The 24219-nt window shown below is 40.7% G+C and carries 21 protein-coding genes; 17 read left to right on the forward strand and 4 right to left on the reverse strand.

The features are described 5' to 3' along the window. Positions 1–68: 68 nt before the first annotated feature. Genes QSE00_RS01095 through QSE00_RS01110 form a run of 4 tightly spaced genes read right to left on the reverse strand, consistent with a single transcriptional unit; the run spans position 69 to position 5329 of the window. On the reverse strand, positions 69–1001 hold the full coding sequence (locus tag QSE00_RS01095) for a dihydrodipicolinate synthase family protein (RefSeq protein ID WP_286104569.1): 933 nt from the start codon (positions 999–1001) through the stop codon (positions 69–71). Between the two features lies 1 nt (position 1002). Next, positions 1003–3345 (reverse strand): alpha-glucuronidase family glycosyl hydrolase, encoded by a 2343-nt coding sequence (locus QSE00_RS01100; protein WP_286104570.1) that lies wholly within the window; start codon positions 3343–3345, stop codon positions 1003–1005. Positions 3346–3389: 44 nt separating this feature from the next. Continuing rightward, positions 3390–4085 carry a formylglycine-generating enzyme family protein gene (locus QSE00_RS01105; protein WP_286104571.1) on the reverse strand — a complete coding sequence of 232 codons (696 nt, stop codon included), beginning with the start codon at positions 4083–4085 and terminating at the stop codon, positions 3390–3392. A 20-nt stretch (positions 4086–4105) separates the two neighbouring features. Then, positions 4106–5329 (reverse strand): hypothetical protein, encoded by a 1224-nt coding sequence (locus QSE00_RS01110; protein ID WP_110354252.1) that lies wholly within the window; start codon positions 5327–5329, stop codon positions 4106–4108. Between the two features lie 550 nt (positions 5330–5879). Between QSE00_RS01110 and QSE00_RS01115 the strand changes: the two genes are divergently transcribed. The 17 genes from QSE00_RS01115 to QSE00_RS01195 all read left to right on the forward strand — a co-directional run bounded on the left by QSE00_RS01115 (position 5880) and on the right by QSE00_RS01195 (position 24215). Then, a complete protein-coding gene (locus QSE00_RS01115; protein WP_286104572.1) occupies positions 5880–6224 on the forward strand; it encodes a rhodanese-like domain-containing protein in 345 nt (114 codons plus the stop codon). 47 nt (positions 6225–6271) lie between these two features. Further along, positions 6272–6544, forward strand: coding sequence for a heavy-metal-associated domain-containing protein (locus QSE00_RS01120; protein WP_286104573.1), 273 nt, complete (start codon positions 6272–6274; stop codon positions 6542–6544). A 19-nt stretch (positions 6545–6563) separates the two neighbouring features. After that, the gene (locus QSE00_RS01125) at positions 6564–7580 is read left to right on the forward strand and encodes a c-type heme family protein (protein WP_286104574.1); all 1017 of its coding nucleotides are present in this window, start codon (positions 6564–6566) and stop codon (positions 7578–7580) included. 244 nt (positions 7581–7824) lie between these two features. Then, positions 7825–8427, forward strand: a complete 603-nt coding sequence (locus QSE00_RS01130) for a TetR/AcrR family transcriptional regulator (RefSeq protein WP_110354257.1) — start codon at positions 7825–7827, stop codon at positions 8425–8427. A gap of 86 nt (positions 8428–8513) precedes the next feature. Continuing rightward, positions 8514–9779: a TolC family protein gene (locus tag QSE00_RS01135; protein ID WP_286104575.1), complete on the forward strand. Its 1266-nt coding sequence runs from the start codon at positions 8514–8516 to the stop codon at positions 9777–9779. Between the two features lie 22 nt (positions 9780–9801). Then, positions 9802–10698 (forward strand): HlyD family secretion protein, encoded by an 897-nt coding sequence (locus QSE00_RS01140; protein WP_286104576.1) that lies wholly within the window; start codon positions 9802–9804, stop codon positions 10696–10698. A 52-nt stretch (positions 10699–10750) separates the two neighbouring features. Further along, positions 10751–11662 carry an ABC transporter ATP-binding protein gene (locus QSE00_RS01145; protein ID WP_286104577.1) on the forward strand — a complete coding sequence of 304 codons (912 nt, stop codon included), beginning with the start codon at positions 10751–10753 and terminating at the stop codon, positions 11660–11662. Beyond that, the gene (locus QSE00_RS01150) at positions 11663–12397 is read left to right on the forward strand and encodes an ABC transporter ATP-binding protein (protein WP_286104578.1); all 735 of its coding nucleotides are present in this window, start codon (positions 11663–11665) and stop codon (positions 12395–12397) included. A gap of 10 nt (positions 12398–12407) precedes the next feature. Further along, positions 12408–13514, forward strand: a complete 1107-nt coding sequence (locus QSE00_RS01155) for an ABC transporter permease (protein ID WP_286104579.1) — start codon at positions 12408–12410, stop codon at positions 13512–13514. 68 nt (positions 13515–13582) lie between these two features. Beyond that, positions 13583–14704 carry an ABC transporter permease gene (locus QSE00_RS01160; protein WP_286104580.1) on the forward strand — a complete coding sequence of 374 codons (1122 nt, stop codon included), beginning with the start codon at positions 13583–13585 and terminating at the stop codon, positions 14702–14704. After that, complete coding sequence (locus QSE00_RS01165) at positions 14704–15441, forward strand: LOG family protein (RefSeq protein ID WP_110354264.1); 738 nt, start codon at positions 14704–14706, stop codon at positions 15439–15441. Before QSE00_RS01160 ends, QSE00_RS01165 begins: the two co-directional genes overlap by 1 nt. 192 nt (positions 15442–15633) lie before the next feature. Continuing rightward, on the forward strand, positions 15634–17091 hold the full coding sequence (locus QSE00_RS01170) for an NAD(P)/FAD-dependent oxidoreductase (protein WP_286104581.1): 1458 nt from the start codon (positions 15634–15636) through the stop codon (positions 17089–17091). Between the two features lie 72 nt (positions 17092–17163). Then, positions 17164–17301: a hypothetical protein gene (locus QSE00_RS01175; RefSeq protein WP_181422789.1), complete on the forward strand. Its 138-nt coding sequence runs from the start codon at positions 17164–17166 to the stop codon at positions 17299–17301. A gap of 226 nt (positions 17302–17527) precedes the next feature. Beyond that, on the forward strand, positions 17528–18157 hold the full coding sequence (locus tag QSE00_RS01180; protein WP_286104582.1) for a DUF2202 domain-containing protein: 630 nt from the start codon (positions 17528–17530) through the stop codon (positions 18155–18157). 98 nt (positions 18158–18255) lie between these two features. Beyond that, positions 18256–19560, forward strand: a complete 1305-nt coding sequence (locus QSE00_RS01185; protein ID WP_110354266.1) for a TolC family protein — start codon at positions 18256–18258, stop codon at positions 19558–19560. Between the two features lie 166 nt (positions 19561–19726). After that, entirely contained in the window at positions 19727–20806 is a 1080-nt protein-coding gene (locus QSE00_RS01190; RefSeq protein ID WP_286104583.1) for an efflux RND transporter periplasmic adaptor subunit, read from the forward strand. Positions 20807–21017: 211 nt separating this feature from the next. After that, a complete protein-coding gene (locus QSE00_RS01195; protein WP_286104584.1) occupies positions 21018–24215 on the forward strand; it encodes an efflux RND transporter permease subunit in 3198 nt (1065 codons plus the stop codon). Positions 24216–24219: the final 4 nt, after the last annotated feature.

A 24219-nucleotide genomic window follows, 5' to 3' on the forward strand; every position in this document is an offset into this window, starting at 1 on the left:
AATTTAAAAGGCAAGGGCGTACCACAACTATATTATTTAAAATAGATAATATATTGACCATTGCAACCTCAGATTCCATTGGACCTCTCCTCCTTTAATTCGTTTTCAAGCTGTAGTATCCTGTCTATGTGTCTGTCTGCCAATTTTTGATGCAAGGCATCAAAGGGCATAATAGGCCTACGGACCTTGGGGGTGTTATAAATTCCTTGGCGATACAATAATCGCTTAAAAAAATGTATGGAGATGTCTAAATGTTGATTGGAAAACGCCAATACGGGTACTATTTTCTCGAACAGGGCTTCTGCCTCAACCATCCTCCCTTCTTCAAATAGTCGATATATGGTGGTGTAAATAAAATGCATCCCTGTTGGCATAAAGGCGTGTACGCCCCTTTGCAGCCCTTCCATCATTTGGGTAACGGCCCAACCTCCACTGAGGTTCAATTTGCCTTGGGTCAGCTTTAAAATACGTGAATATTTTGGGCCGGCCGGAACGGTTTCGATTTTTAAACATTTGAATGCAGCCACTTTTTCAAATAAATCAACTATAAGTTCATCCGATAGACCATATCCAGTAGCATCCCAATCCTGTAACATGATCATTTCCGGATCAAGTGCGGCCAGTTCCATAAAATGATTGCGAAATTGGCTATCGTTGGCAAAGGGGATTTGAAACAATGTGTTCTTACAACCAATATCCAAATAGGCCTTTAGGAGCTCTTTACTTTTGGATAGGTCCTGTTCCCCTGCACCACCTATAACAGGAACCTTATCGCCTACGGTTTCCAAGACTAAACTTAGCATTCTAAGTCGCTCCGTTTGCGATAGTTTATAAACTTCCGCAGCCATAGCGGGTACCAAAATACCAGCAACCCCAGCCTCTACCGCCTGCAACACATTATTTTTCAATGCTATTGGGTCTATGGTGTCCAATGCTGTAAAAGGAGTGTTAAGTACGGTAACAATTCCTTTTAGGGGGTAAAGTTCTTTTTCGGCCAACATATTAGTGTTGTTTAATAAGCCAAACATCGGTTACCCTGGATTGCTTTCTCCAGTTCAGGTGTTCTTCATCGGGTTTGTCAAAGCTAATCTTTAGATTGCCGTCCTTGATCAAATTATTAGGTAGGGGAAATTCTTTAAATTCTTCAAAATCTTTTTCGTATTTGGTAGGTTTTAACCTTTTACCGTTTGCTCTTAAAAGTGCTTCGCCATAACCGGAAACTCGGAGAAGGTAATTGGAGTCCGTATCCAGTTCATGGTACTCCAAGGTGGGGGTAAATTGGAATAGTTGGGTAGAGAGTCGCTTTCTGCTTAAACCATCATTTTCCCACAGAAAGTCTATGGCATCATCGGTTTTGGAGGTTACATGTTGTGCATCGGCACTGGAAATATTGTCGTAAAAGCTTCCTGCACCTGGTGTTTCGTAATTTCTGATAAATTCCAGCCGTTCCAATTTTTGTTTTTCAGACTTGTAAGCGCCAATTTTTTTAAATTCGTCGGCCAACCACCATCTATTGTTCAGGGGGTAATCTATAAAATCCAATATTGCACCTCTTTCCGCACTCCTTGCCTGATATTTTTCTACGCTGGTCTGTGCGCCAATGGATTGAAATAGCTTCTCGCCATATTCAAAAACCTTTTCCTTCAGGTCTTGGGAAACCAATTCGGTATCTGCCTTATTAATGTGTTGAAGCGCAGCGTTCATCGCCTTATCCGCCCCAATGGTATTGGCCTTGGCCAAAATTTCATAAGCTTCTTCTTCCAAGCCTTTTTCGTAGGCAAGACGGTCTTGAATATAGGCGTCATAATAGGCGCGCATTATTAATTGTTGCCATCTCCAATTATTTGCCAGATCGGGGTTGTTTTCTTCCAAGCCTTTCCACAATGCCAAAGTTTCTTTTATTCCATTGTTTTCCAAAATGGGTCCATCCCAATTCTCTTCTAGGGCGAATATGCCTTTGGCCGCTTTATCCGCCACCTCTGGCCCAAAGAAAAACTGCGTGTATTCATGGATTATAGTTTTGGGGTCTTTCTTGGAATCCCAACCCAATTGGCTCCAAAGAACTTTATTTACATCATCATGGGAACCATCGGAATAGGTAATAAAGCCATCCGTATATGGGGTATCCCTATTGAAAAGTTGGGTGTACATGAGGGGCTGTGGATTGATAGGCTCCCTTCCCAGGGTCAATGCATATGCCTGATCCCAATTCTCCACGGGATAATGACATCTAACGGTGTGGGTTATATCGGGATAAAATCGGTGCAAATATTTTTTCGGTAACATTTCCCGTTCCAAATCTATAGGTGGACTGCTGGGACCATAGACAATGCCTTTTAGCCAATCGGGACTGTCGGTTTCCAGGTAATCAAAGAAGTATTCCACTTTTTCCTTGTTAAAACCTTGTAAGGAAACCCATATTCCTGCATTGGGGTGGTATTGGTGCAATATCTTGGACAGGTCATTTAGATAGGGTATAAGCTGGGCAGGATGGTTTTCACCGGGGTCGCCCCCCGGAACGAATACACCATCCAATCTAGGACATTTTGCGTAAAATGCCTCTTGCTCCTCAAGTCCATCCTCATGGGCATTTTTAATGCTCAGGTCATGCGGTGCTGGGGTCCAGACCCAATACTCGGCATCGTATTTTTCACATATCTTGCTTAGTTCCACTTCCATGATTTGCGGATCTACCTTAAAGTGGGGACTTGAACTGGCTTCCTGAAATGGAATGTTTTCAAAACTATTTGCCCCAAAAAGAACCTGTTCCCTAAAATGTTGATCAAACTGTTCTACGGTCCAAGCGTCCCAGGAGTTGGCGGTATTCCGATACCCAAATTGATGTCCGCGAAGGGGGTATTCCGGTGCTTCTGAAAAATCAATATTGGGGCTCAATGTTATTCGGTTTTTACCCATTTTAGCGGTTCTCAGTAGTTTGCCAAGGCCATAAAGAATACCCCGTTCATCTGCCCCAATGACCCAAAGCGTATTCTTATCGCCATTATATTGGTGGAAAATGCGATATCCTTCCTTTTTTAATTCTGGGGTATTTTCATTATCCCGGGCCGGAACTTTTGTTCCGAACAATTCGTTTTCATTAGCCAAGGCCAAGGCAATGGTCGTCTTGGAATTCCAATTATTGTTTGATCCGAGTCGTAGATCGGTTCTTTTATTGATTTCCTCCACTAGAATGTTAACGGCCGTTTCCTGGATAGGCGCTTTAATCTTGGCCGATATTACAATGTTTGCCTGGGAAAGGTCCAAGGTTTTTTGCTGTTCCTTTTCACAAGATAGTATACACGAAATACTAAGAAATACCAGCCAAAATTTTAATTGTCTTTTCATTATGTTGGACATTTTTATTAATATTTTTTTATGAGCACAATGTTCTAATCTATGTCCTTTACACATCGGATTCCAATAGGGTAAACGTGTATTTTTTCCGGCAACACATAATATCGTTGTGAGGTACGGATAAAGGAGTGGTTGTTAAAATTGGATCCGCCCCGCATTACTTTATAGGTTTCGCCATATTGTTCCATTGGAACGGTATTGCCAGGGTAGGGTTTATACCAGTCCGATGTCCATTCCCATACACTCCCGGCCATATCATAACAACCATAAGGACTTGCTGGTTTGGCAATGGAAGTACCGCGGGTTTTTTTCTGGTCCCAGACTACATAGGTGTTGTCATAGGTATTTCCCCAGGGGAAAACACGGCCATCTATACCCCTTGCCGCTTTTTCCCATTCTTTCTCGCTGGGCAAACGTTTACCGGCCCATTGAGCATAAGCATTGGCCTTTGACCAGGTGACAAATACGGCATTGTTCTTTTTTTCAGGAGGGAACTTAAAAGTTGGGTCATATTTGGCAAATTCGGCATTACTAACTTCGTATTTATCTATAAAGAATGCTTTGGTGCTCGCAATTTGTTGAGGTTTCTCATCCGGATCGCCATAGGTACTTCCCATGATAAACTCTCCAGCGGGAACATAAACCATTCCTTCGGGAGGAGTTGGCGTTTCTTGCCCTACCAGATAAAGTATAGGTACTAAGAAAGTTAGGAGTGTTAAACAAGATTTCATACGTTTCCTATTATTTGTGATTACCATTTTTCATCAATTATACCGTAATACCTGCCAAACCAATAATTACGGATCATGGCAGCTGCGGTGCGTTCTTCCTCCGAACGTACCATTTTAAAACTACCATCTTTTTGTGGAATTTTAAATTCTTTTGTGTTCCGGTCAAATCCCCACATATCTTTTATACCCTGCTTTTTCTCTTCGGTAAAAACATCCTCCCCTGTAAGTACTTTATAGACCATTAAAAACCAGATGTTGCTTTCCCAAGTAAATTCCAAATCCTTCCAATCGTACCAATGTCGGTTTAAATTCATTCGGTATTTATTGAGTAGATTGGGATCGGTCTCTAAACGCATAATCATATAGAGGGAACGGGCTGCGTGGTAGTCGTCCCCTACATTTCGCCATTCTTCAGGGAATAATATTTTGGAATTAATTTGGTGGTCGTCATAATGGTAGCGATCTATAAGCATGTGGTAAGCGGCATTGTAGCGTTCCTTTCCGGTAATATGATAGGTTACCTTAAGGGCAGCCAACATTTCCAAGGAGTTGAGTTCTTGGTGCGGAAGATTGGGACAAAAGTTGCCCCACAAGGTCATTTTTCCGTCTAGATCCGTAAGTTTAAAATTGTTGTCCACTACCCGTCCTATAAATCGGTCCAGCAATCCTGCCGCTTTCTTTTTGTACACGTCATCGGCACATAGTTCCCAGAAAGTTCCCACACCATAGAAAATCGAAGTGAATTTATCGGCACTTAAATCGCCCAACCATCTATAGCCTGGCAGGGAGGTTGACTGGTGCCATTCGTGATACCACATAACTTCTTCGTGCCAAAGGGGTTCGTTGGTCCTATTGAAACTACGCGCAACCAATCCTTCTACACCTGTTACTTTTTCGAGTTTTAAAACGGCTTCGAATATGTCATTGGCTATTTTCCGGTCTTTAGGGTCTTTTGTAATGGCATATTTATGTGAATATGCGGCCAACATTTCGGAGGTGGGATCAAGACAATCGGCTTGGGAACCCACAATGGGACGATCCAGTCCGGCCGGAGGAAAGATGACATGTTGCATTATGGCCCCTTCGTTCCAATGATTGCCCAGCATTAATTTATCAAACATTTCAACCTTTTTATAAAGGGGGTCCGTTCTTTTGGGGAACTCATTCACTTTTTGGGCGAATATGCTATGGGTTCCAAAAAGGATGCAAACCGTAACCAAGGGCAATAAAGGATATTTAAACATGACTATTTCCTATTTGTGGGCATTTGAAGTTTTGGTCGAAATGATTTTATCTTTAATTCCAGATTACATTCTATATTAGGTTGTTCTATAACATGGATTATTAAGCGCGTTTATTCTTCCTTCATTTCATTAATGAAATAATATTAACTCATTTTAATCAATAAAACCAATTAAATATTAGTTTGGGGCAATATATAATGTACAATAAGTAATATATATTATATGGTCATTGTAAAGTGTATGTCTTATTAAGCTAGAATTAGGTGACAAAAGCAATTTCGACTCCTATATGGAGTCTACATTTTATATCCTATTGTTGGTTACAGGGGCTTATTTGCTATACTCTGGAATCCTATCTATTCTATTGGGAAGTGTGAATTTTTTTATGTGATAAAGACGGAGTGTAACAAAAGTTGCTGTGGACAATATATGTCCGTACTATCTTTACAGTATAAATGTTTTGGTTGGTTGTTTAAGGAAACGGTCATTGTAAAAGGTGGCGGTTTCCTTTTTTAAACAACTGTGGTATAACTCATTAAAGGAAAAAAATATGTCTATTTTTGGTACACTTTTCGGAACAAGCAAAGAGAAATCGGATAAAATTGAAATATTGGATCAGGCTGAATTTTCAGCGGCCATAGCGGGTAAAAAAGTACAACTTATAGATGTTCGTACGCCCAATGAATATGGTAGCGGACACATTAAGAATGCCGTAAATGTTGATCTATTCAATGCTACAGGCTTTGAAAAGTACTGTGAAAAAATGTCCAAGGACGAACCTGTTTATCTGTATTGCCGTTCGGGTGCCAGGAGTCAGAGAGCTGCACATAAGTTGGTAGGCATGGGTTTTGAAAAAATATATGACCTGAAGGGTGGATATATGAGATGGAGGTAATATCCACTTTGCTTATATAATTAGAAAAAATTGGTTAAATTGAATATATGAAATTGTCACTCAGTGTTCAAAATATAAAATGTGGCGGTTGTGCTAAAACGATAACCACCAAATTGTCGCAATTGGACGATATTTCAGAGGTTATGGTGGATGTTAATTCCGGCACTGTATCTTTTGAATCCAACAACGTTATGGCTACCCAAGAACTAAGGGATGTACTTAAGGCTTTGGGCTATCCCACTGTTGGTGTCAAAAATGGCTTGGGAGATAAGGCCAAATCCTTACTTAGTTGTGCCTCCGGAAGGATGATGAAGGAATAAATCCAAAAATATGAGCTTTATGAAGTATCTATCTTTCTTTACAATCCTTTTAATGACCCTGGTAAGCTGTAAGGAGGCAAAAAAAACGGAAAACAAACTTTTAGAAAGCAAGGTAGCGAGCTCATCGGCCGACCAGGAAAAGATACATCCAGGTAAAAAGATTATTGAAACAGAGTGCTATTTATGCCACAATCCTAAAGCATCCGAAGTCAGCATGATTGCGCCTCCCATGGTGGCCATTAAGAAGCACTATATCGATTCAACAACGACCAAGGAACAGTTTATAGAAGCTATTGTGGGCTGGATTAATGATCCACAGGAGGAAAAATCCAAAATGCCCGGTGCACTAAATCGATTTGGGATAATGCCCTATCAACCCTATTCTGAAGAAACCATTAGCCTGATTGCTGAATACATGTATGACTATGAAATTGCACAACCTGAATGGTTCGATGACCATTTTCAGAGGGAGCATGGTAGAAGAATGGGCAAAGGCAAAGGTATGGGAAATGGAATGGGCCCAGGTTCCAAACATGGGTTACAAACGGACTATGGCGATATAGGACTTGGTTATGCCCTGGCCACAAAAGCTGCGCTGGGAAAAAATCTAATGAAGGCCATACAGGAAAAAGGTACGGAGGGGGCGGTAGCATTTTGTAACCTTAGGGCCATAGAATTAACAGATAGTATTTCTGTTATGAACAATGCCCAGATAAAAAGGGTTTCCGATAAACCTAGAAATCCACTTAACAAGGCCAACAAAGAGGAGCTGGGGTATATCGCTACTTTTAAAGAGCAGGTTGCCGCTGGTATCGAAGTAGATCCGGTAGTAGTTCCTGGAAACGAAGAAGTAACGGTCTATTATCCCATAACTACCAATACCATGTGTCTCCAATGCCATGGAAAACCCAACGAACAGGTGAAGCCTGCTACTATGGCCACTTTAAGAAAATTATACCCGGAAGATATGGCCGTTGGCTATAATGTAAATGAGGTCCGCGGAATATGGAGTGTGGTTTTTGACAAAAATAAGTAGACCTATTCGGTTCTGAAGTTCTATAGGTTGTAAGTCCCTATTCCTGGAAAAGGAAATTTACCAATAGTGATATCGGGCAGAGAAATCTTTAGGAATATATGCAATTTGATGCCCAAAAATCCTTTTAAAATAGATTTCATAAATGTATGAATTTGAGCTAAACAACTAAAATTTGGAGGCCCTGTCCTTGTGGGGTCAAAAAAATTTGTACATTTGTTAACCATTTGGTTAAACTATTTAGTTAATGAAAGATCAAAGTACAGAAGAAAATATATTAAAGGCCGCTATTAGCATCTTCCAAAAGAAAGGTATGGCAGGTGCGCGTATGCAGGAAATTGCGGATGAGGCAAAAATTAACAAGGCCATGCTGCACTACTATTACAAGAGCAAGCAAAAATTGTTCGAGGCGGTTTTTAGGCAGGCCTTTGAAAAGTTTGCTCCCCATATCAATCAGGTCTTCAATTCCGATAAAACTGTTTTTGAAAAAATCAGGGATTTTACGGATAGCTATATCTCCTTCGTATTGGAAAATCCATACCTACCCAACTTTCTTATCCAGGAAATAAACAATAACCCGGAGTTTACCAACTTATTTTTTGGCTCCGAGATAGCCCCCAACCCTATACTCTTTGAAAAGCAGATAGCGGAGGAAGTTGAAAAGGGAATAATAAAGCCTATAGATCCCAAACAATTGTTGTTAAACCTTTTTTCCTTGACCGCCTTTTCATTTGTAGGGACAGGCCTGGTCCGTGGAATATTGAACTTGGATGAAGAAAAATTCAAGTCCATGATGCAGGAACGTAAGATTTTGATTCCAGAGCTTTTAATTAATTCTATTAAAAAATGAAACATTCATACTCAATTTTAAACGAACGGGGAAAATGACTATTTGAATGTTGCATGTGACCACTGAAAATTAATAAACAAAAACACATGAAAAGACTTTTTTTAATATATATATTCACTATACCTCTTGTTGTTGATGCCCAGCAGACCCTTAGGTTGGAGGAGTGTTTTGAACTTGTTGCCGAGAGCTATCCGTTGGCCAAACAATCTGGCTTATTGGAAAAGCAGGTACAACTGGATATTGACGCCCTTAGAACGGGGTTTTTGCCCAAACTTGATTTAAATGCCCAGGCCACATACCAGTCCGACGTAACAAGTTTGCCGATACAGCTTCCGAATGTATCGGTGGAACCTCCCAATAAGGACCAATATCGCGCCACTTTGGATGTAAACCAAATGATTTACAATGGGGGTTTGATCAATGCCTCCTCCAAGGTGAAGGAGGCTGCCTCTAAAGTAAACCAACAACAGTTGGAGGTGAGTCTGTACGGTTTAAAAAGCCAGGTGAATTCTATCTACCTTTCGGTCTTATTGCTTCAGGAAAACCAGGCTTTACTCCAAGCCAAAGAAGAGCAATTAAAAGCTCGAATAGCAGATGTGAGAGCCGGTGTAAAGTACGGCACCTTGTTGACGTCTTCAGAAGAGACACTTGAAGCAGAACTCCTTAAATTAAAACAACAATACATAGAGTTGAGCTATAATAAATCGGATTTGTTACAACGGCTGTCCTTGCTAATTGGCAGGGAATTATCTTCCGCTGTGAACCTTTTACGTCCGGAGGTTTTTATGTCGGAGGTTAAACCTAAACGACCCGAGATTCAGCTTTTCGACCTTCAAAAGGAACAGATCGATTACTCCTTAAAACTGATTTCAAAATCAAACCTTCCTAAGGTAAATGCCTTTGCACAAGGCGGTTACGGAAATCCTGGGCTAAATATGTTGGATAATTCTTTTAATACTTTCTATATGGCAGGTCTAAAACTCAATATGAACATTTTTGATTGGAACAAGACCAAGACCGAGAAACAATCCCTTGAATTAAACAAGGAAATAATAGATACCCAAAAAGAGACCTTTGAATTGAACAACAATTTGGAATTGGTAACACTCAAGTCCGAAATTGATAAGATCGATGCTCTGATTTCCACGGATAATGAGATTATAGCGTTACGAGAAGATATTTTGAAAACGGCGGAATCACAATTGAACAACGGTGTAATTACGGCATCGGCCTATATTATCGAATTCACGAATTTATATGAGGCAAAAAGCAATCTAAACCTACATGAAACTCAATTGCTATTGCACCAAATTCAATATGAAATTACTAAAGGAAGCTATTACAATAACTGATATATAACAATACCTGAATAAAATGAAACATCCATATTTAATATTGACAAGCCTTCTCATAAGCCTTTTGGGTTCATGCTCCGGCAACGGGGACAAGGCAGATGGTTACGGTAATTTTGAAGCTACGGAAATAACTATTTCCGCCGAGGCCAATGGAAAAATTTTGTTCCTGGATGCGGAGGAAGGCACTGTGCTGGGCAAAAATAAGGTTGTTGGGGTTATAGACACCGTTCAGCTCTCCCTAAAGCGCGACCAATTGTTGGCTTTCAAAAACACTATTTTTTCAAAATCCAGAAACGTGCTATCACAACGCGAAGTTCTTAAGGAGCAATTAAAAGTGGCCCAAAATGATAAATCTAGGATAGAGAACCTATTGCAGGCAAAAGCCGCAACTACCAAACAATTGGATGATATCAATGGACAGATCAACATTATAAAAGAGCAGATCAAAAGTGTGGAGACTCAAAATTCGCCCATTATTAATGAGGTAAAAAGTATTGAAATACAAATACGTCAAATTGAGGATCAGATCTATAAAAGCATCATTCAAAACCCTGTAAAGGGCACGGTCCTGGTAAAATATGCCGAACCTAATGAAATTACTGCCTTTGGAAAGCCCTTATATAAAATTGCCAATCTGGAAGATATGATCTTAAGGGTATATATCAGTGAAAATCAGTTGGCCAACCTACATATTGGGCAGGAGGTAAGCGTAAAAATCGATGCAGGAGAGGAGATGAAATCATACCCCGGTGAGATTAGCTGGATTTCGGAATCAGCAGAATTTACCCCCAAGATCATACAGACCAAGGAAGAGCGTGTAAACCTAGTGTATGCGGTAAAGGTCAAGGTTAAAAATGATGGTAGTCTGAAAATAGGGATGCCTGCGGAAATGTGGATTTCCAGTACGGAACAATAAAATAAGCAAGCTAAAACAAGGCCTAAACAATTTTTGAATATCGCAAGATACAATGGGGATCATACTAAACAATATCAGTAAATCTTACGCCAATGTACCAGCTTTGGACGATATTTCCTTTGAGGTTGCACCTGGGGAACTGTTTGGTTTGATCGGTCCGGATGGTGCCGGAAAGACCACCCTCTTTCGAATCTTGACCACCTTACTGATCCAAGATGGGGGAAATGCTGCCGTTGCCGGGTATGATGTGCTAAAACAGTACAAGGATATTAGAAGTCATGTGGGCTATATGCCGGGGAGGTTTTCTTTGTATCAAGATCTTACTGTTGAGGAAAATCTTACTTTTTTCGCTACTATTTTTGGAACTACTATAGAGGAGAATTATGATTTGATCAAGGACATTTATATCCAAATAGAACCTTTTAAAGATCGTAGGGCAGGAAAATTATCGGGTGGGATGAAACAAAAACTGGCCCTTTGCTGCGCTTTGATCCATAAACCCAAGGTGTTGTTCTTGGATGAACCTACCACAGGGGTAGATCCCGTTTCCCGTAAAGAGTTTTGGGAGATGTTAAAACGCCTACAGCAAAAAAACATCACTATTTTGGTATCTACGCCCTATATGGACGAAGCCGAACTTTGTGATAGGATTGCTCTGATTACCAATGGAAAAATACTGCAGATCAACACACCCGAGGCAATTATTGCTTCGTTCCCAAAGAAAATTTATAAGGTACGTAGTTCCAACACCTATCAATTAATACAAGACTTAAGAATTTATCCAGACACCCATAGCGCCTATCCCTTTGGAGAATACCTACATTTTACTCCTAAGTCCGAAGCTTTTAGGCCAATGGATCTAAGCAAGTATTTGGAGGAAAGACATCATAAGGGGATTGAGGTTAAAGAGACCGTTGCAACTATTGAGGATACTTTTATGGATCTATCAAAAGCACAAGAATAGATGGCAAAAGATAATATGATACAGGTTCAGAACTTGACCAAAATGTTTGGGGATTTCACCGCAGTCAATAACATCTCTTTTGAGGTGGGAAAAGGAGAGGTTTTTGGGTTTTTGGGAGCCAATGGTGCCGGAAAGACAACGGCTATGAAAATGTTGATCGGTATTTCCAAACCTACACATGGTGCCGCCACCGTGGCCGGATATAACGTGCTTACAGAGGCCGAACTGGTAAAAAGGAATATTGGGTATATGAGCCAACGTTTCTCCCTGTACAATGATTTGACCATCAAGGAAAATATAGTCTTCTTTGGCGGTATTTATGGCTTGTCATCTAAGGATATCAAAGAAAAATCCCAGACTATGATAAATGAATTGGGATTGCACGATATGACCAACTCCCTAGTAGGTTCCCTCCCCTTGGGATGGAAGCAAAAAGTAGCCTTTTCAGTTGCCCTGCTCCACAATCCAAAAATTGTTTTTCTGGATGAACCCACGGGCGGAGTCGATCCCATTACCAGGCGCCAATTTTGGGAAATGATCTATAGGGAGGCCAATAGGGGGGTGACCATCTTTGTAACTACCCATTATATGGACGAGGCCGAATATTGTGATCGGGTATCCATCATGGTGGCGGGGAAAATTGAAGCTTTGGACACACCAAAGAATCTTAAAAGTCAATTTCGAGTGGATTCCATGAACCAGGTATTCCTAAAATTGGCGAGGAACATAGAATAATAAGGGTGAAATGAACAGATTTATAGGATTCATCAAAAAGGAATTTTACCATATTTTAAGGGACAGGCGTTCCCTGTTTATCTTGTTCGGCATGCCCATAGTGCAGGTGATGCTTTTTGGTTTTGCCATAACCAACGAGATCAATAATGTGGATATCGCCATTTTGGATCATTCCAAAGATGTAAATACCAAAGAGATCATAAATAAAATAGCGACTTCAAAATATTTTAGCATTAAGGGGTTTATAGACCATGAAGATGAGATTGAATCTACCTTTAAAAAAGGAAAGATAAAAGCAGTACTCAATTTTGAAAAGGATTTTAGCAAGAACCTGGTCACCCAAAAAAAAGCTACCGTTCAAATTGTTACCGATGCTACGGACCCCAATACGGCGAATACCATTAGCAATTATGTAGGGTCTATTTTAAAGAATTACCAACAGGAATTAAATCAAGGTCTAAATCTTCCTTACCAAATAGTGCCAAAAACAAGAATGGTGTTTAATCCGGAACTAAAAAGTGTATATATGTTTGTGCCGGGGGTTATGACTATAATATTAATGTTGGTATCGGCCATGATGACCTCAATATCCATTGCCAAGGAGAAAGAATTGGGAACTATGGAGATTTTGTTGGTGTCTCCATTAAACCCAATTCAAGTTATTGTGGGAAAGGTGGTTCCCTATATTTTGCTTTCCATCATAAACGCTGCAGTTATTATTCTTTTGAGCATTTTTGTTTTTAAAATGCCAGTGCAGGGCAGTCTGTTTTTATTGGGGGCGGAGAGTACCTTATTTATAGTAAATGCCCTGTCGCTCGGGATTTTGATTTCCACAATATCCTCCACACAACAAACGGCCATGATGATTTCTTTAATGGGGCTCATGCTGCCGGTTATTTTATTGTCGGGATTTATTTTTCCTATCTCGAGTATGCCCTTGCCTTTGCAATTGATCAGTAATATAATTCCTGCCAAATGGTTTATAATGATTTTAAAAGGAATTATGCTTAAAGGAGTGGGGCTGGCCTATGTCTGGAAAGAAACCTTAATATTGATTGGGATGACCATATTTTTTATTGTCTTGAGCGTAAAAAAATACAAAATAAGATTGGAGTGAAAGAAATTTGGCCGGTAGTTAAGGCCCTAAACAACCCACTTTTTTAAATACGTATTACACAACAGAATATGAACATCATCCGCTATATCATCCAAAAGGAATTTAAACAGATCTTTAGAAATAAGGCGATGCTCCCTATTATTTTTGTTTTGCCATTGATCCAACTGATCATTCTATCCAATGCGGCAACTTTTGAAGTGAAAAATATAAAGTTTGCCTATGTTGATAATGATAATACTTCTTTTTCTAGGGGGTTGGCGGAAAAATTTGAAGCCTCCTCCTATTTCAATGTGGTGTCCCAATTTCCATCGGAAAAACTAGCGAGTAAGGCAATGTTGCAAGGGAAGGTGGATGTGATTTTAGAGATTCCGTCCTATTTTGAAAAGCAATTGCTTAAGAATAAAAAAGCGGATCTGTCCGTTATAATCAATGCCATAGATGGTGCCGCTGCCGGAGTAGAAAATGTTTATATCAATCAAATTGTACAACAGTTCAATAAAAAGGCACAAGTGGAATTATTCCTGTTTAACAATTTGGGAAACCAGCCGCAGGATATTGAAACCATCCCTTCCTTTTGGTATAATGAGACCTTAAATTATAAAACTTTTATGGTGCCCGGAATACTGGTTCTCTTGGTGACCATGATTACCCTCTTCCTATCTGGAATGAACATTGTTCGGGAGAAGGAAATAGGTACTTTGGAGCAAATTAATGTTACCCCGATAAAAAAACACCAGTTTATTATTGGAAAATTATTTCCTTTTTTGGTTTTGGGTATGGTCTTGTTGACGGTGGGCCTGATTATCTCCAAACTGTTGTTCCACATTCCAATAGTTGGAAGCCTAAGCTTAATGTATCTCTATACCATTATTTACATTTTGGTGATTTTGGGGATGGGCCTCTTTATTTCCAATTTTACCGATACCCAACAGCAGGCCATGTTTATAGCTTGGTTCTTTATGGTTATTTTTATCCTTATGAGCGGGTTGTTTACCCCTATAGAAAGTATGCCGCAATGGGCACAACTGTTAACGGAATTCAACCCTATAAAATATTTTGTTCAGGTAATGAGAATGGTGATGTTAAAAGGTGCCGGACTTTCAGATATTTACCCGCAAGTTATCAAAACATTGGTATTTGCCATTGCCATGAATACTTTGGCGGTAATCAGTTATAAAAAAACAAGTTAATGGAAAACAACCACAACAACCGTTTACAACCAGAAGAATCACGCTTTTTATCCGGACCACGCTCCAGGTTTAAAGAATTGCTTTTCACCTTTAGGGTTCAATACAGCTTTATCAGGGCTTTTAGGAAAATGCACTTTATAGGCCCCTGTGTAACGGTTTTTGGATCTGCCAGGTTTGACAATACCAATCCTTTCTACAAAAAGGCAGAAGAGGTGGGTGCCGCTTTGGCCAATATGGGATTTACGGTAATGACCGGAGGGGGGCCTGGTATTATGGAAGCTGCAAACAAAGGGGCCTATGAAGCGGGAGGATATTCCGTAGGCTGTAATATAATTTTGCCCTTTGAACAGAAACCGAACCCCTATCTACACAAATGGATCAACATTAGGTATTTTTTTGTAAGGAAGTTTTTGTTGATCAAGTATTCCTATGCCTTTGTAGTTATGCCTGGGGGCATGGGGACTTTGGACGAACTCTTCGAATCCATAACCCTGATCCAAACCAAGATGATCCAAAATTTCCCCGTGGTCATTTTTGGATCCGAATATCATAAAGAACTCTGCGAACATATACGGATCATGGCCGAGAATGAAAGTATAAGTCCAAAGGATATGGAGTTGTTGTTCGTAACCGACTCGGTGGAGGAAATGGCAGAACACATTAAGATCCACGCTATTGAAAGGTTTAAATTAGTTAAAAAACCGCAAAGACCTAAATGGTGGTTTGGAGAGGAATAAGCATTGTAGGGATTGATTTTTTTCAGAAACCATTTGTTGAAATGGAGTGCTAATTTCTCTGTAACAAATGTTGCTGTGGAAATCATATTAAAGTCTCAAATTTATATTCGTAATAATATTTAATATGCTGATAATAATCATGTTAAGTATTTGAGCGAAGTATTAAATTTATCTTTAATAAATCCAATCGCAATGTCAAAAATAGTCATTTTGGGTGCTGGAATCTCTGGCCATGTGGCCGCAGCGCACCTCCGTAGAAAACTCCCCAAAGAACACGAAGTTTTAGTGGTCTCTCCCAATAGCAATTACCAATGGATCCCTTCCAATATTTGGATAGGAATTGGAAGAATGGAACCGAAGGATATTATCTTTCCCTTGGCCCCTCTTTACAAAAAGAAAAAAATAGGTTTTAAACAGGCAAAGGTGGTCACCTTTCATCCCGAAGGGGATACCGAAGTGGAAAAACCTTTTGTTATGGTGGAATATGTTACGGAAGATCAAAAAGGGATACAGGAAAAAGTTACCTATGATTATTTGATCAATGCAACAGGACCCAAACTGGCCTTCGATATGACGGAGGGTCTAGTGCCCGGCACCAACAAGGCCTATTCCGTTTGTACCTACCATCACGCCAACCAGGCTTGGAAGGCTCTTGACGATTTAATACAACAGATGAAGCAGGGTAAAAAGGCCAAAATACTGATTGGAACCGGCCATGCAAAGTCTACTTGCCAAGGTGCTGCCTTTGAGTATATTTTAAATGTAGAGCAGGAATTAAGGCGACATAAAGTTCGGGAAAATGCAGAATTGATCTGGATTGCCAACGAGCCACAACTGGGAGACTTTGGAATGGATGGGATGCTTTTGAGCTATGGCAACAATATTATGAAGTCGAGCGAAATGGTAGAAATGGTTTTTGAAGATCGCGGCATAAAATGGATCATTGGTGCCGGGGTAAATAAAATTGAAGATGGGGTGGCACATTATGAAACCTTGGATGGTGAGTATCACACGGAAACTTACGATTTTGCCATGCTCATCCCGGCTTTTGCGGGCCATGGTTTTAAGGCCTATGATAAGGACAACCAAGATATTACGGAAAAATTGTTTAGAGGTTTTATGATCGTAGATGCCGATTACAGCCCTAAACCTTATGAGGAATGGTCTGTTCAGGATTGGCCCGAGACCTATCAGAATCCTTCCTATCCCAATATTTTTGCCCCGGGCATCGCTTTTGCTCCTCCACATGCTATATCAAAACCCAGACTAAGTAAAAATGGTACGGCTATTTCCCCATCACCTCCGCGGACTGGGATGCCGTCTGGCATAACCGCAAAGTTGGTAGCCGATAATATTATAGATACCATAAGGAATGGCAAGCCCTCCCTGCATCATCGGGGATCTATGGGTAATATGGGTGCCGCATGTATAGCCTCTGCAGGTTATGGAATGACCAAGGGCAGTGGTATAAGTATAACTACTTTCCCAATAGTTCCCGATTATAATAAGTATCCGGATACCCAAGGTCGGCAATTGGGGAAAACATTTGGAGAAATTGGTTTGGCCGGCCATTGGCTTAAATTGGCCTTGCACTATGCCTTTTTGTACAAGGCCAAGATGAAACCTTTCTGGTGGTTGATCCCGGAATAAAGGTTATTGCCAATCAACGATAGGGACGCCTTAGGGCAATTACAAATACCCATTAACCCAAAAATTTTAAAGATGACACGTAGAATATCAAAATCCAAGCGCTTTTATATGATGAACCCAATAATCCAATTCTTTAAATTCATTTGGTTGGGCATAAAAATAATGTTGATCGTAGCAGGGGGGCATGGAGGCACCAGAAAGGTGAATTGAATTATCCCGGACCATAAAAATTTTTCACAGAACAGTAAAAAGCAATCTAACCTGGGCAAAGGAAAATTGTCACCTTGTAATTTATCTTTTCCCCTGTTGAAATTTAGAACCTTCTCCAAATAAATTTGGACTTTCTATAAGTTTTATAATACATGGCCTGTGTAACTTAAGTAGCTGTGTATCTGTTTAATATGTTGGATATTGCTATGAACGTAAAACTGGGGCAATGAAACTTTTTAAACAAATAGGAACCTATCTATCCATTTTTGGATTGCCGTTCCTTTTGGTGCTGTTCTCTTGTAACAATGATGATACCTTGGCAGGAGATCTGGAAAATACAGAATTCACTAATGCAGATAGCGCTGCATTACTGTTTATGTTGGAAGAGGAAAAGTTGGCAAGGGATACCTACACCTATTTGGAGAATTTATGGGAAATAAATCAATTCTCGAATATCAAGAAAAGTGAACAAAGCCATATGAATGCCGTTAGAGGCCTTTTGGACCAAAACAATATTTCCTATACCCTTTTGGCATATGGGGAATTTAATAACCCGGACATTCAAGAACTTTATGATCAGTTTGTTGATTACGGCAGTGAAAATAGGGAAAATGCCTTGGAGGTGGGTGCCAACATCGAAGATTTGGACATTGTGGATTTGGCCAACTTTATCGATGCCACAACCAACAGTGCCATGATAAAAGTATTTGAAAGCCTACAATGCGGTTCCCGTAACCATCTCAGGAGTTTTGTCAACGCCATTGAACTTTCGGGGAATACTTATGAGCCCAAGTATTTAACCCAGGCAGACTATACTCTAATAATCAATGATAGTCTGGAACAGTGTGGTAGATAAACCTCGTGTTTTGAATTATAGTAGCCTTTTTTCTCGGTAACATTAGTTACTGTGCAATCCTTTTACTCCGCCTAATTTTGTCCTAAATAAATTGAAACATGAAGAATATCATATACATACTATCATTTTTGGGAACCTTGTCCTTTATGCACGCTCAGGAAAGTGTGTTGATCAGCAAGGAGGAAGTGTTGACCAGAGTGAGGGAAAACAACAATACCCTAAGAATATCCCAACAGGATGTGTTGGCCGCCAAAGGAGATTTTAATCAGTCCAATGCGGTGATTTTGCCCAATATAAGTGTTTCCCATACGGCTATTGCCACCACTAATCCTTTGATGGCATTTGGTTCCAAATTGAACCAGGAAATTTTGACCCAGGCCGATTTTAACCCACTTTTATTGAATAATCCGAATCAGATCGAGGATTATGCAACCCGTATCCAAGTACAGCAGCCTTTGATAAACCTAGATGGCATTTTTCAGCGGAAGGCCGCCAAGGCCAAATTGAATGCTGTTGAGCTAAAAGCCGATAGGACCAATGATTATATAGACTTGGAGGTTGAAAAGGCGTATATGCAGTTACAATTGGCCTACAAGTCCGTAAAGGTTTTGGAAGAGGCGAAAAAAGCAGCTTTGGAAAATAAACGTTTGGCCGATAATAGTTTTAAGCAGGGATACCTTCAAAAATCCGATGTTTTGGCAGTTGAGGTTAGGGTTACCGAAATAGAAAATCAGTTGCAGTATGCCAAGAGCAATGTCCATAATGTCTCCAATTACCTATCCGTCTTGATGAACGATGACAGTTATGCTGTTTTGCAACCAACGGATTCCTTGACCCTAATGGTCAGTGATATTTACACGGAAGGATTGCCCGAGAATAGAAAAGACCTACAAGCCATGTCCTTATCCAGTGAGGCATACCAACAAATGTACAGGGCAGATAAAATGAGTTTCCTTCCTAGCTTAAATGCCTTTGGAACCTATGAATTGCACGATGATCAAGTCTTTCAGGGCGATGCGAACGGCTATCTTATCGGGGCAGAATTAAAATGGAATCTTTTTGAAGGGAGCAAACGTTTTGGAAAGGTTCAAAAAAGTAGGGCCCAATTTGAAAAATCCAAATTGGAACTACATCAATATAAGGCAGAGAGTCAGGTAGAGTTGAATAAAGCCATGCGAATGCTTCAAGATGCCAAAAACAATTTGGAGCTTACATCCTTGGCATTGCAACAGTCGGAAGAATCCCTCCGTATACGTACCAATAGGTTTAAGCAAGGCTTGGAGAAAACGACCGACCTATTAAATACCGAAACCCAATTTTCCCAGAAGAAATTGGAATATTACACCACTATTTTCAATTATAATTACGCCTTGGCCTATGTAAAGTTTTTAACCAAGGAATAATAGCCTACAGTTCATCAATAGAAGAAACCATAAATAGGAATACTTGCATTCAACATTAAATAATTAAAGGAAAATCATGAAATGGGCATAACCAAAAACTGGTCGCAAAGACGATTGAAGGTATGCGAATTACATATGACCGTTCAAAAACAATAAATAACTACATATGAAAACAAAATTATACATAGTAGCACTCTTCATCCTCTCCATAACGATTGGTAGTTGTGGGAGCGATGATAAAAAAAATGAGGTAGACAATTCTCCTGCCGTGGCCGTTAAAGTGAGCACAGTTTCCGAAGGGAATGGCAGTCCGTTCCTATCTGTTAGCGGAAAGATAGAGGCGGTGAACAGTGCCAATATCAGTACCCGAATGATGGGGTATGTAGATAAAATTTACGTGCAGGTTGGGGATAAAGTTAAGAAGGGGCAGCAATTGATAAGTATTAACAATGCAGATATATCCGCCAAATTGGCCCAGGTAAATGCCGGTATTACTGAAGCGACCGCTGCTTTTAACAATGCTGAAAAGGATTATAAAAGGTATACAGCCTTGTTTAGCGAAAACAGTGCTTCCCAAAAGGAACTGGACGATATTACGGCCAACTATAACATGGCCAAGGCCAGATTGGAAGGGGCCAAACAAATGAAAAATGAGGTGAACGCCCAATTTTCCTATAGCAATATACGTGCCCCCTTTAACGGAGTGGTCACCAACAAATTTATAAAGGTTGGGGATATGGCAAATCCAGGGATGCCTTTGGTAGAAGTAGAAAGCCCGGGCAATTTTCAGGTATTGGCAATGGTACCGGAATCGGAAATCCTACAGATCAAATCGGGTTCGGAAGTGGACGTATTGATAAAGACCCTGAACGAATCCATTAAGGGAACAGTAGCGGAAGTGAGTACATCAGCCAAAAACACCGGTGGTCAATATATGGTCAAGGTAATGTTGAAAGAGTCCACCTCCAATTTACTTTCTGGAATGTACGCCACTGTACAATTTCCAACAGCTAAAAAAGCGAACACCAATAGAGTGCTTATTCCTTTAGAGGCAGTAGTGCAAAACGGACAATTATACGGGGTGTATACGGTAAGTGAAAGCAAAACGGCGCTTTTACGCTGGTTGCGGTTGGGGAGGACTTATGGCGATAACGTAGAGGTTTTGTCGGGACTTTCTGCCGAGGAAGATTACATAATATCGGCAGAGGGGAAGTTGTACAATGGAGCCAAAATAAGTATCCAATAACTGAAGATTGATAAAAATAGGTATGCGTTAGGGATTGCAGCGTTTACCCCAGGCCTTTTGTGGATTTGCGCAATCAAGGACTGGAGTAAAAGCGAAAAGCCCGGCCTGAGCATTCCTGCGAGGTCTCCAGGGCCTTGTAGGCATATGACAGGACCATGCTGGCATGAACTTCATGCGAAGGTAACGCCCAAATAAAAAACAAAAGATAAAGATGAAAGAAGGATTAGCAGGCAAAATTGCCAAAGCATTTATAGGATCCAAGTTAACGGTCCTTCTAATGATCGTGTTCATGGTCATTGGGGTATACAGTTCGTTCTTGATACCAAGGGAGGAGGAGCCACAGATAGATGTGCCCATGGCCGATATTTTTGTGGGCTACCCAGGTGCGAGTCCCACCGAAGTGGAGAGCAGGGTAACAAAACCCCTTGAAAAGTTAATTTCCAATATTAAGGGGGTAGAATACGTGTATTCCACTTCCATGGAAGAGCAGGGGATGGTCATAGTACAGTTTTATGTAGGAGAGGATATTGAGCGTTCGTTTGTTAAACTCCAGAACGAGATCAACAAACATATGGATGAAATGCCGCAAGGCGTTACCTTCCCTTTAATTAAAACCAGGGCTATTGATGATGTTCCCATGTTGGGACTTACCTTATGGAGTGAAAATTACGACGATTATCAACTTAAGCAAATTGCCCAGGAGCTTACGGATGAAATTGAAAAAGTAAACGATGTGTCCGCCACCCAGAGAATTGGTGGGCGAAACCGTCAATTAAGGGTGGTACTGGACAAGGATAAATTGGCGCAGAGCGGATTGGATTTTTTGTCCGTAGCCCAAATGATCAAAGCCAATAACCAACAAATTAGCGGAGGTACTTTTGATAAGAATGATACCGAATTTATGGTAACCACTGGTAAATTCCTTGAAACTGCTACCGATGTGGAAAATTTGGTGGTAGGCGTACAACAAAACCGTCCCATTTATTTGAAGCAAATTGCCAGTATACAGGATGGCCCCGAAATTCCCAAGGAATACGTTTCATTAGGTTTTGGCAAGGGAAGTGAAAAAGGGGAAACCTATAAGTCCGAATATCCTGCCGTTACCATTTCCATAGCGAAGCGCAAAGGTGCTGACGCAATGAATATTTCGGATATTATTTTGGAGAAAGTAGATCATTTAAAAAAGAATCTAATTCCAGATGATGTGCATGTGGAGGTGACCCGAAACTATGGGGAAACGGCTTCCCATAAGGTATCTGAATTGTTGATGCACCTTATTGGTGCCATAATAGCGGTAACTTTTGTAGTAATGTTGGCCATGGGGTGGCGTGGTGGATTGGTGGTTTTTCTTTCGGTACCCATCACCTTTGCCTTGACCTTGTTGAGCTATTATTTGTTGGACTATACCCTGAACCGTATCACCTTGTTCGCATTGGTTTTTGTAACGGGTATTGTGGTGGACGACTCCATTATTATTGCGGAAAACATGCACCGGCATTTTAAAATGAAACGCTTGCCGTTTAAACAGGCTGCGTTGTATGCCATTAATGAAGTGGGCAACCCAACTATATTGGCCACTTTTACAGTTATTGCTTCCGTATTGCCCATGGCTTTTGTCTCCGGCCTCATGGGGCCCTATATGTCGCCGATGCCCATTGGCGCTTCCATTGCCATGTTGTTGTCTCTTTTTGTGGCCTTGACGATTACGCCATACCTAGGGTATATATTTCTTAGGGAGAAGGATAAAAAAGGTGAGGAAAAGGTAGAGAAACCTTTGGAGGAAACTTTTATCTATAGGATGTACCATAAATTTGAAAATCCTTTGATAGAAAACAAAAAGAAACGCTGGTTGTTTTTGGGAATTACCTTCTTGTTGCTATTGGGTTCCATAGGCATGTTCTTTACCAAATCGGTGGCAGTAAAAATGTTGCCGTTCGACAATAAGAACGAATTTCAGGTGGTCATAGACATGCCCGAAGGTACTACTTTGGAACGTACCGGAGTGGTGGCCAGGGAGATTGCCCAATATTTGAACACCCGTCCGGAAGTGGTAAATTACCAAAGTTATGTTGGTACTTCCGCACCAATAACCTTCAACGGTCTTGTACGTCATTACGATATGCGGGGAGGAAGTAATATGGCCGATATTCAGGTGAATTTATTGGATAAGGGAGACCGAACTGCCCAAAGTCATGAGATAGCCAGTTTATTACGTCCAGAGATTCAACGTATTGGGGAGAAGTTCAATGCCAATGTCAAGATTGTTGAGGTACCGCCTGGACCTCCGGTTTTATCTACCATTGTTGGGGAAATATATGGCCCTGATTACGATACACAGATCGATATTGCGGATCAAGTTCAGCAAATTTTGAAAAATACCCCGGATGTAGTGGATGTAGATTGGATGGTAGAAGCCGACCAGGTGGAATATGAGCTTATCATAGACAAGGAAAAGGCAATGTTATATGGGGTGGCACCCGCGCAAATTGCCCAAACTATGAATATGGCCCTATCAGAGAGGGCGGTGACCAATCTATATGATGAAAATGCTTCCAACCAAATAGGCCTGATATTGGCCTTGGAGGAAAAGGAAAAATCCACTATCCAGGATATTGCCCAACTGAAGGTGAAATCCCAACAAGGAAATGGCAATATGGTGCCAATTGCAGATTTGGTAACTATAGAGCAAACTACCAGGGCCAAGAGCATTTATAGAAAAAACCAAAAGAGGGTGGTCTATGTCCTTGCCGATATGGCCGGGGAACTGGAAAGTCCGGTGTATGCTATTTTAGGGATGACCGATAAATTAAAGGCCATGAATTTGCCAAAGGGATACTCCGTTGATGAACTCTACATAAAGCAACCCGATTTTGAGGATAATTACACCGTAAAATGGGATGGGGAATGGCAGATTACCCTGGAGGTATTCCGGGATCTTGGATTGGCCTTTCTAGGAGTAATTTTCATCATTTATATATTGATTGTGGGGTGGTTCCAGAATTTTAAGGCCCCGGTAGTCATGATGGTGGCCATTCCGCTTTCCTTGATCGGGATTGTATTGGGGCATTGGTTGTTGGATGCATTTTTTACAGCAACTTCCTTTATAGGAATGATTGCCTTGGCGGGAATTATGGTCCGGAATTCGGTGTTGTTGATCGACTTTATCAATCTGAGATTGGCGGAGGGTATTCCCTTAAAGTTGGCGGTAATAGAAGCTGGTGCCGTGAGGACCACTCCTATTTTGTTAACAGCAGGAACCGTGGTAATCGGGGCGTTCGTAATTTTATTCGACCCTATTTTCCAAGGCTTGGCCATTTCTTTGATGGGAGGTACCATTGTCTCCACGGTACTCACATTGTTGGTAGTGCCTTTGGTGTATTATATGATAGAAAGGAAGAACTATAAATAAGGAG

Source organism: Arenibacter flavimaris (genome assembly GCF_030291335.1).
Taxonomy (GTDB): domain Bacteria; phylum Bacteroidota; class Bacteroidia; order Flavobacteriales; family Flavobacteriaceae; genus Arenibacter.

What these genes read in the sequence shown, in the direction of transcription:
- QSE00_RS01095 (WP_286104569.1), bottom strand. Translation starts at nt 1,001, where the DNA reads ATGTTGGCCGAAAAAGAACTTTACCCCCTAAAAGGAATTGTTACCGTA.
- QSE00_RS01185 (WP_110354266.1), top strand. Translation starts at nt 18,256, where the DNA reads ATGAAGAATATCATATACATACTATCATTTTTGGGAACCTTGTCCTTT.
- QSE00_RS01110 (WP_110354252.1), bottom strand. Translation starts at nt 5,329, where the DNA reads ATGTTTAAATATCCTTTATTGCCCTTGGTTACGGTTTGCATCCTTTTT.
- QSE00_RS01155 (WP_286104579.1), top strand. Translation starts at nt 12,408, where the DNA reads ATGAACAGATTTATAGGATTCATCAAAAAGGAATTTTACCATATTTTA.
- QSE00_RS01100 (WP_286104570.1), bottom strand. Translation starts at nt 3,345, where the DNA reads ATGAAAAGACAATTAAAATTTTGGCTGGTATTTCTTAGTATTTCGTGT.
- QSE00_RS01150 (WP_286104578.1), top strand. Translation starts at nt 11,663, where the DNA reads ATGGCAAAAGATAATATGATACAGGTTCAGAACTTGACCAAAATGTTT.
- QSE00_RS01180 (WP_286104582.1), top strand. Translation starts at nt 17,528, where the DNA reads ATGAAACTTTTTAAACAAATAGGAACCTATCTATCCATTTTTGGATTG.
- QSE00_RS01160 (WP_286104580.1), top strand. Translation starts at nt 13,583, where the DNA reads ATGAACATCATCCGCTATATCATCCAAAAGGAATTTAAACAGATCTTT.
- QSE00_RS01120 (WP_286104573.1), top strand. Translation starts at nt 6,272, where the DNA reads ATGAAATTGTCACTCAGTGTTCAAAATATAAAATGTGGCGGTTGTGCT.
- QSE00_RS01175 (WP_181422789.1), top strand. Translation starts at nt 17,164, where the DNA reads ATGACACGTAGAATATCAAAATCCAAGCGCTTTTATATGATGAACCCA.
- QSE00_RS01135 (WP_286104575.1), top strand. Translation starts at nt 8,514, where the DNA reads ATGAAAAGACTTTTTTTAATATATATATTCACTATACCTCTTGTTGTT.
- QSE00_RS01165 (WP_110354264.1), top strand. Translation starts at nt 14,704, where the DNA reads ATGGAAAACAACCACAACAACCGTTTACAACCAGAAGAATCACGCTTT.
- QSE00_RS01105 (WP_286104571.1), bottom strand. Translation starts at nt 4,085, where the DNA reads ATGAAATCTTGTTTAACACTCCTAACTTTCTTAGTACCTATACTTTAT.
- QSE00_RS01170 (WP_286104581.1), top strand. Translation starts at nt 15,634, where the DNA reads ATGTCAAAAATAGTCATTTTGGGTGCTGGAATCTCTGGCCATGTGGCC.
- QSE00_RS01190 (WP_286104583.1), top strand. Translation starts at nt 19,727, where the DNA reads ATGAAAACAAAATTATACATAGTAGCACTCTTCATCCTCTCCATAACG.
- QSE00_RS01130 (WP_110354257.1), top strand. Translation starts at nt 7,825, where the DNA reads ATGAAAGATCAAAGTACAGAAGAAAATATATTAAAGGCCGCTATTAGC.
- QSE00_RS01125 (WP_286104574.1), top strand. Translation starts at nt 6,564, where the DNA reads ATGAAGTATCTATCTTTCTTTACAATCCTTTTAATGACCCTGGTAAGC.
- QSE00_RS01145 (WP_286104577.1), top strand. Translation starts at nt 10,751, where the DNA reads ATGGGGATCATACTAAACAATATCAGTAAATCTTACGCCAATGTACCA.
- QSE00_RS01115 (WP_286104572.1), top strand. Translation starts at nt 5,880, where the DNA reads ATGTCTATTTTTGGTACACTTTTCGGAACAAGCAAAGAGAAATCGGAT.
- QSE00_RS01140 (WP_286104576.1), top strand. Translation starts at nt 9,802, where the DNA reads ATGAAACATCCATATTTAATATTGACAAGCCTTCTCATAAGCCTTTTG.
- QSE00_RS01195 (WP_286104584.1), top strand. Translation starts at nt 21,018, where the DNA reads ATGAAAGAAGGATTAGCAGGCAAAATTGCCAAAGCATTTATAGGATCC.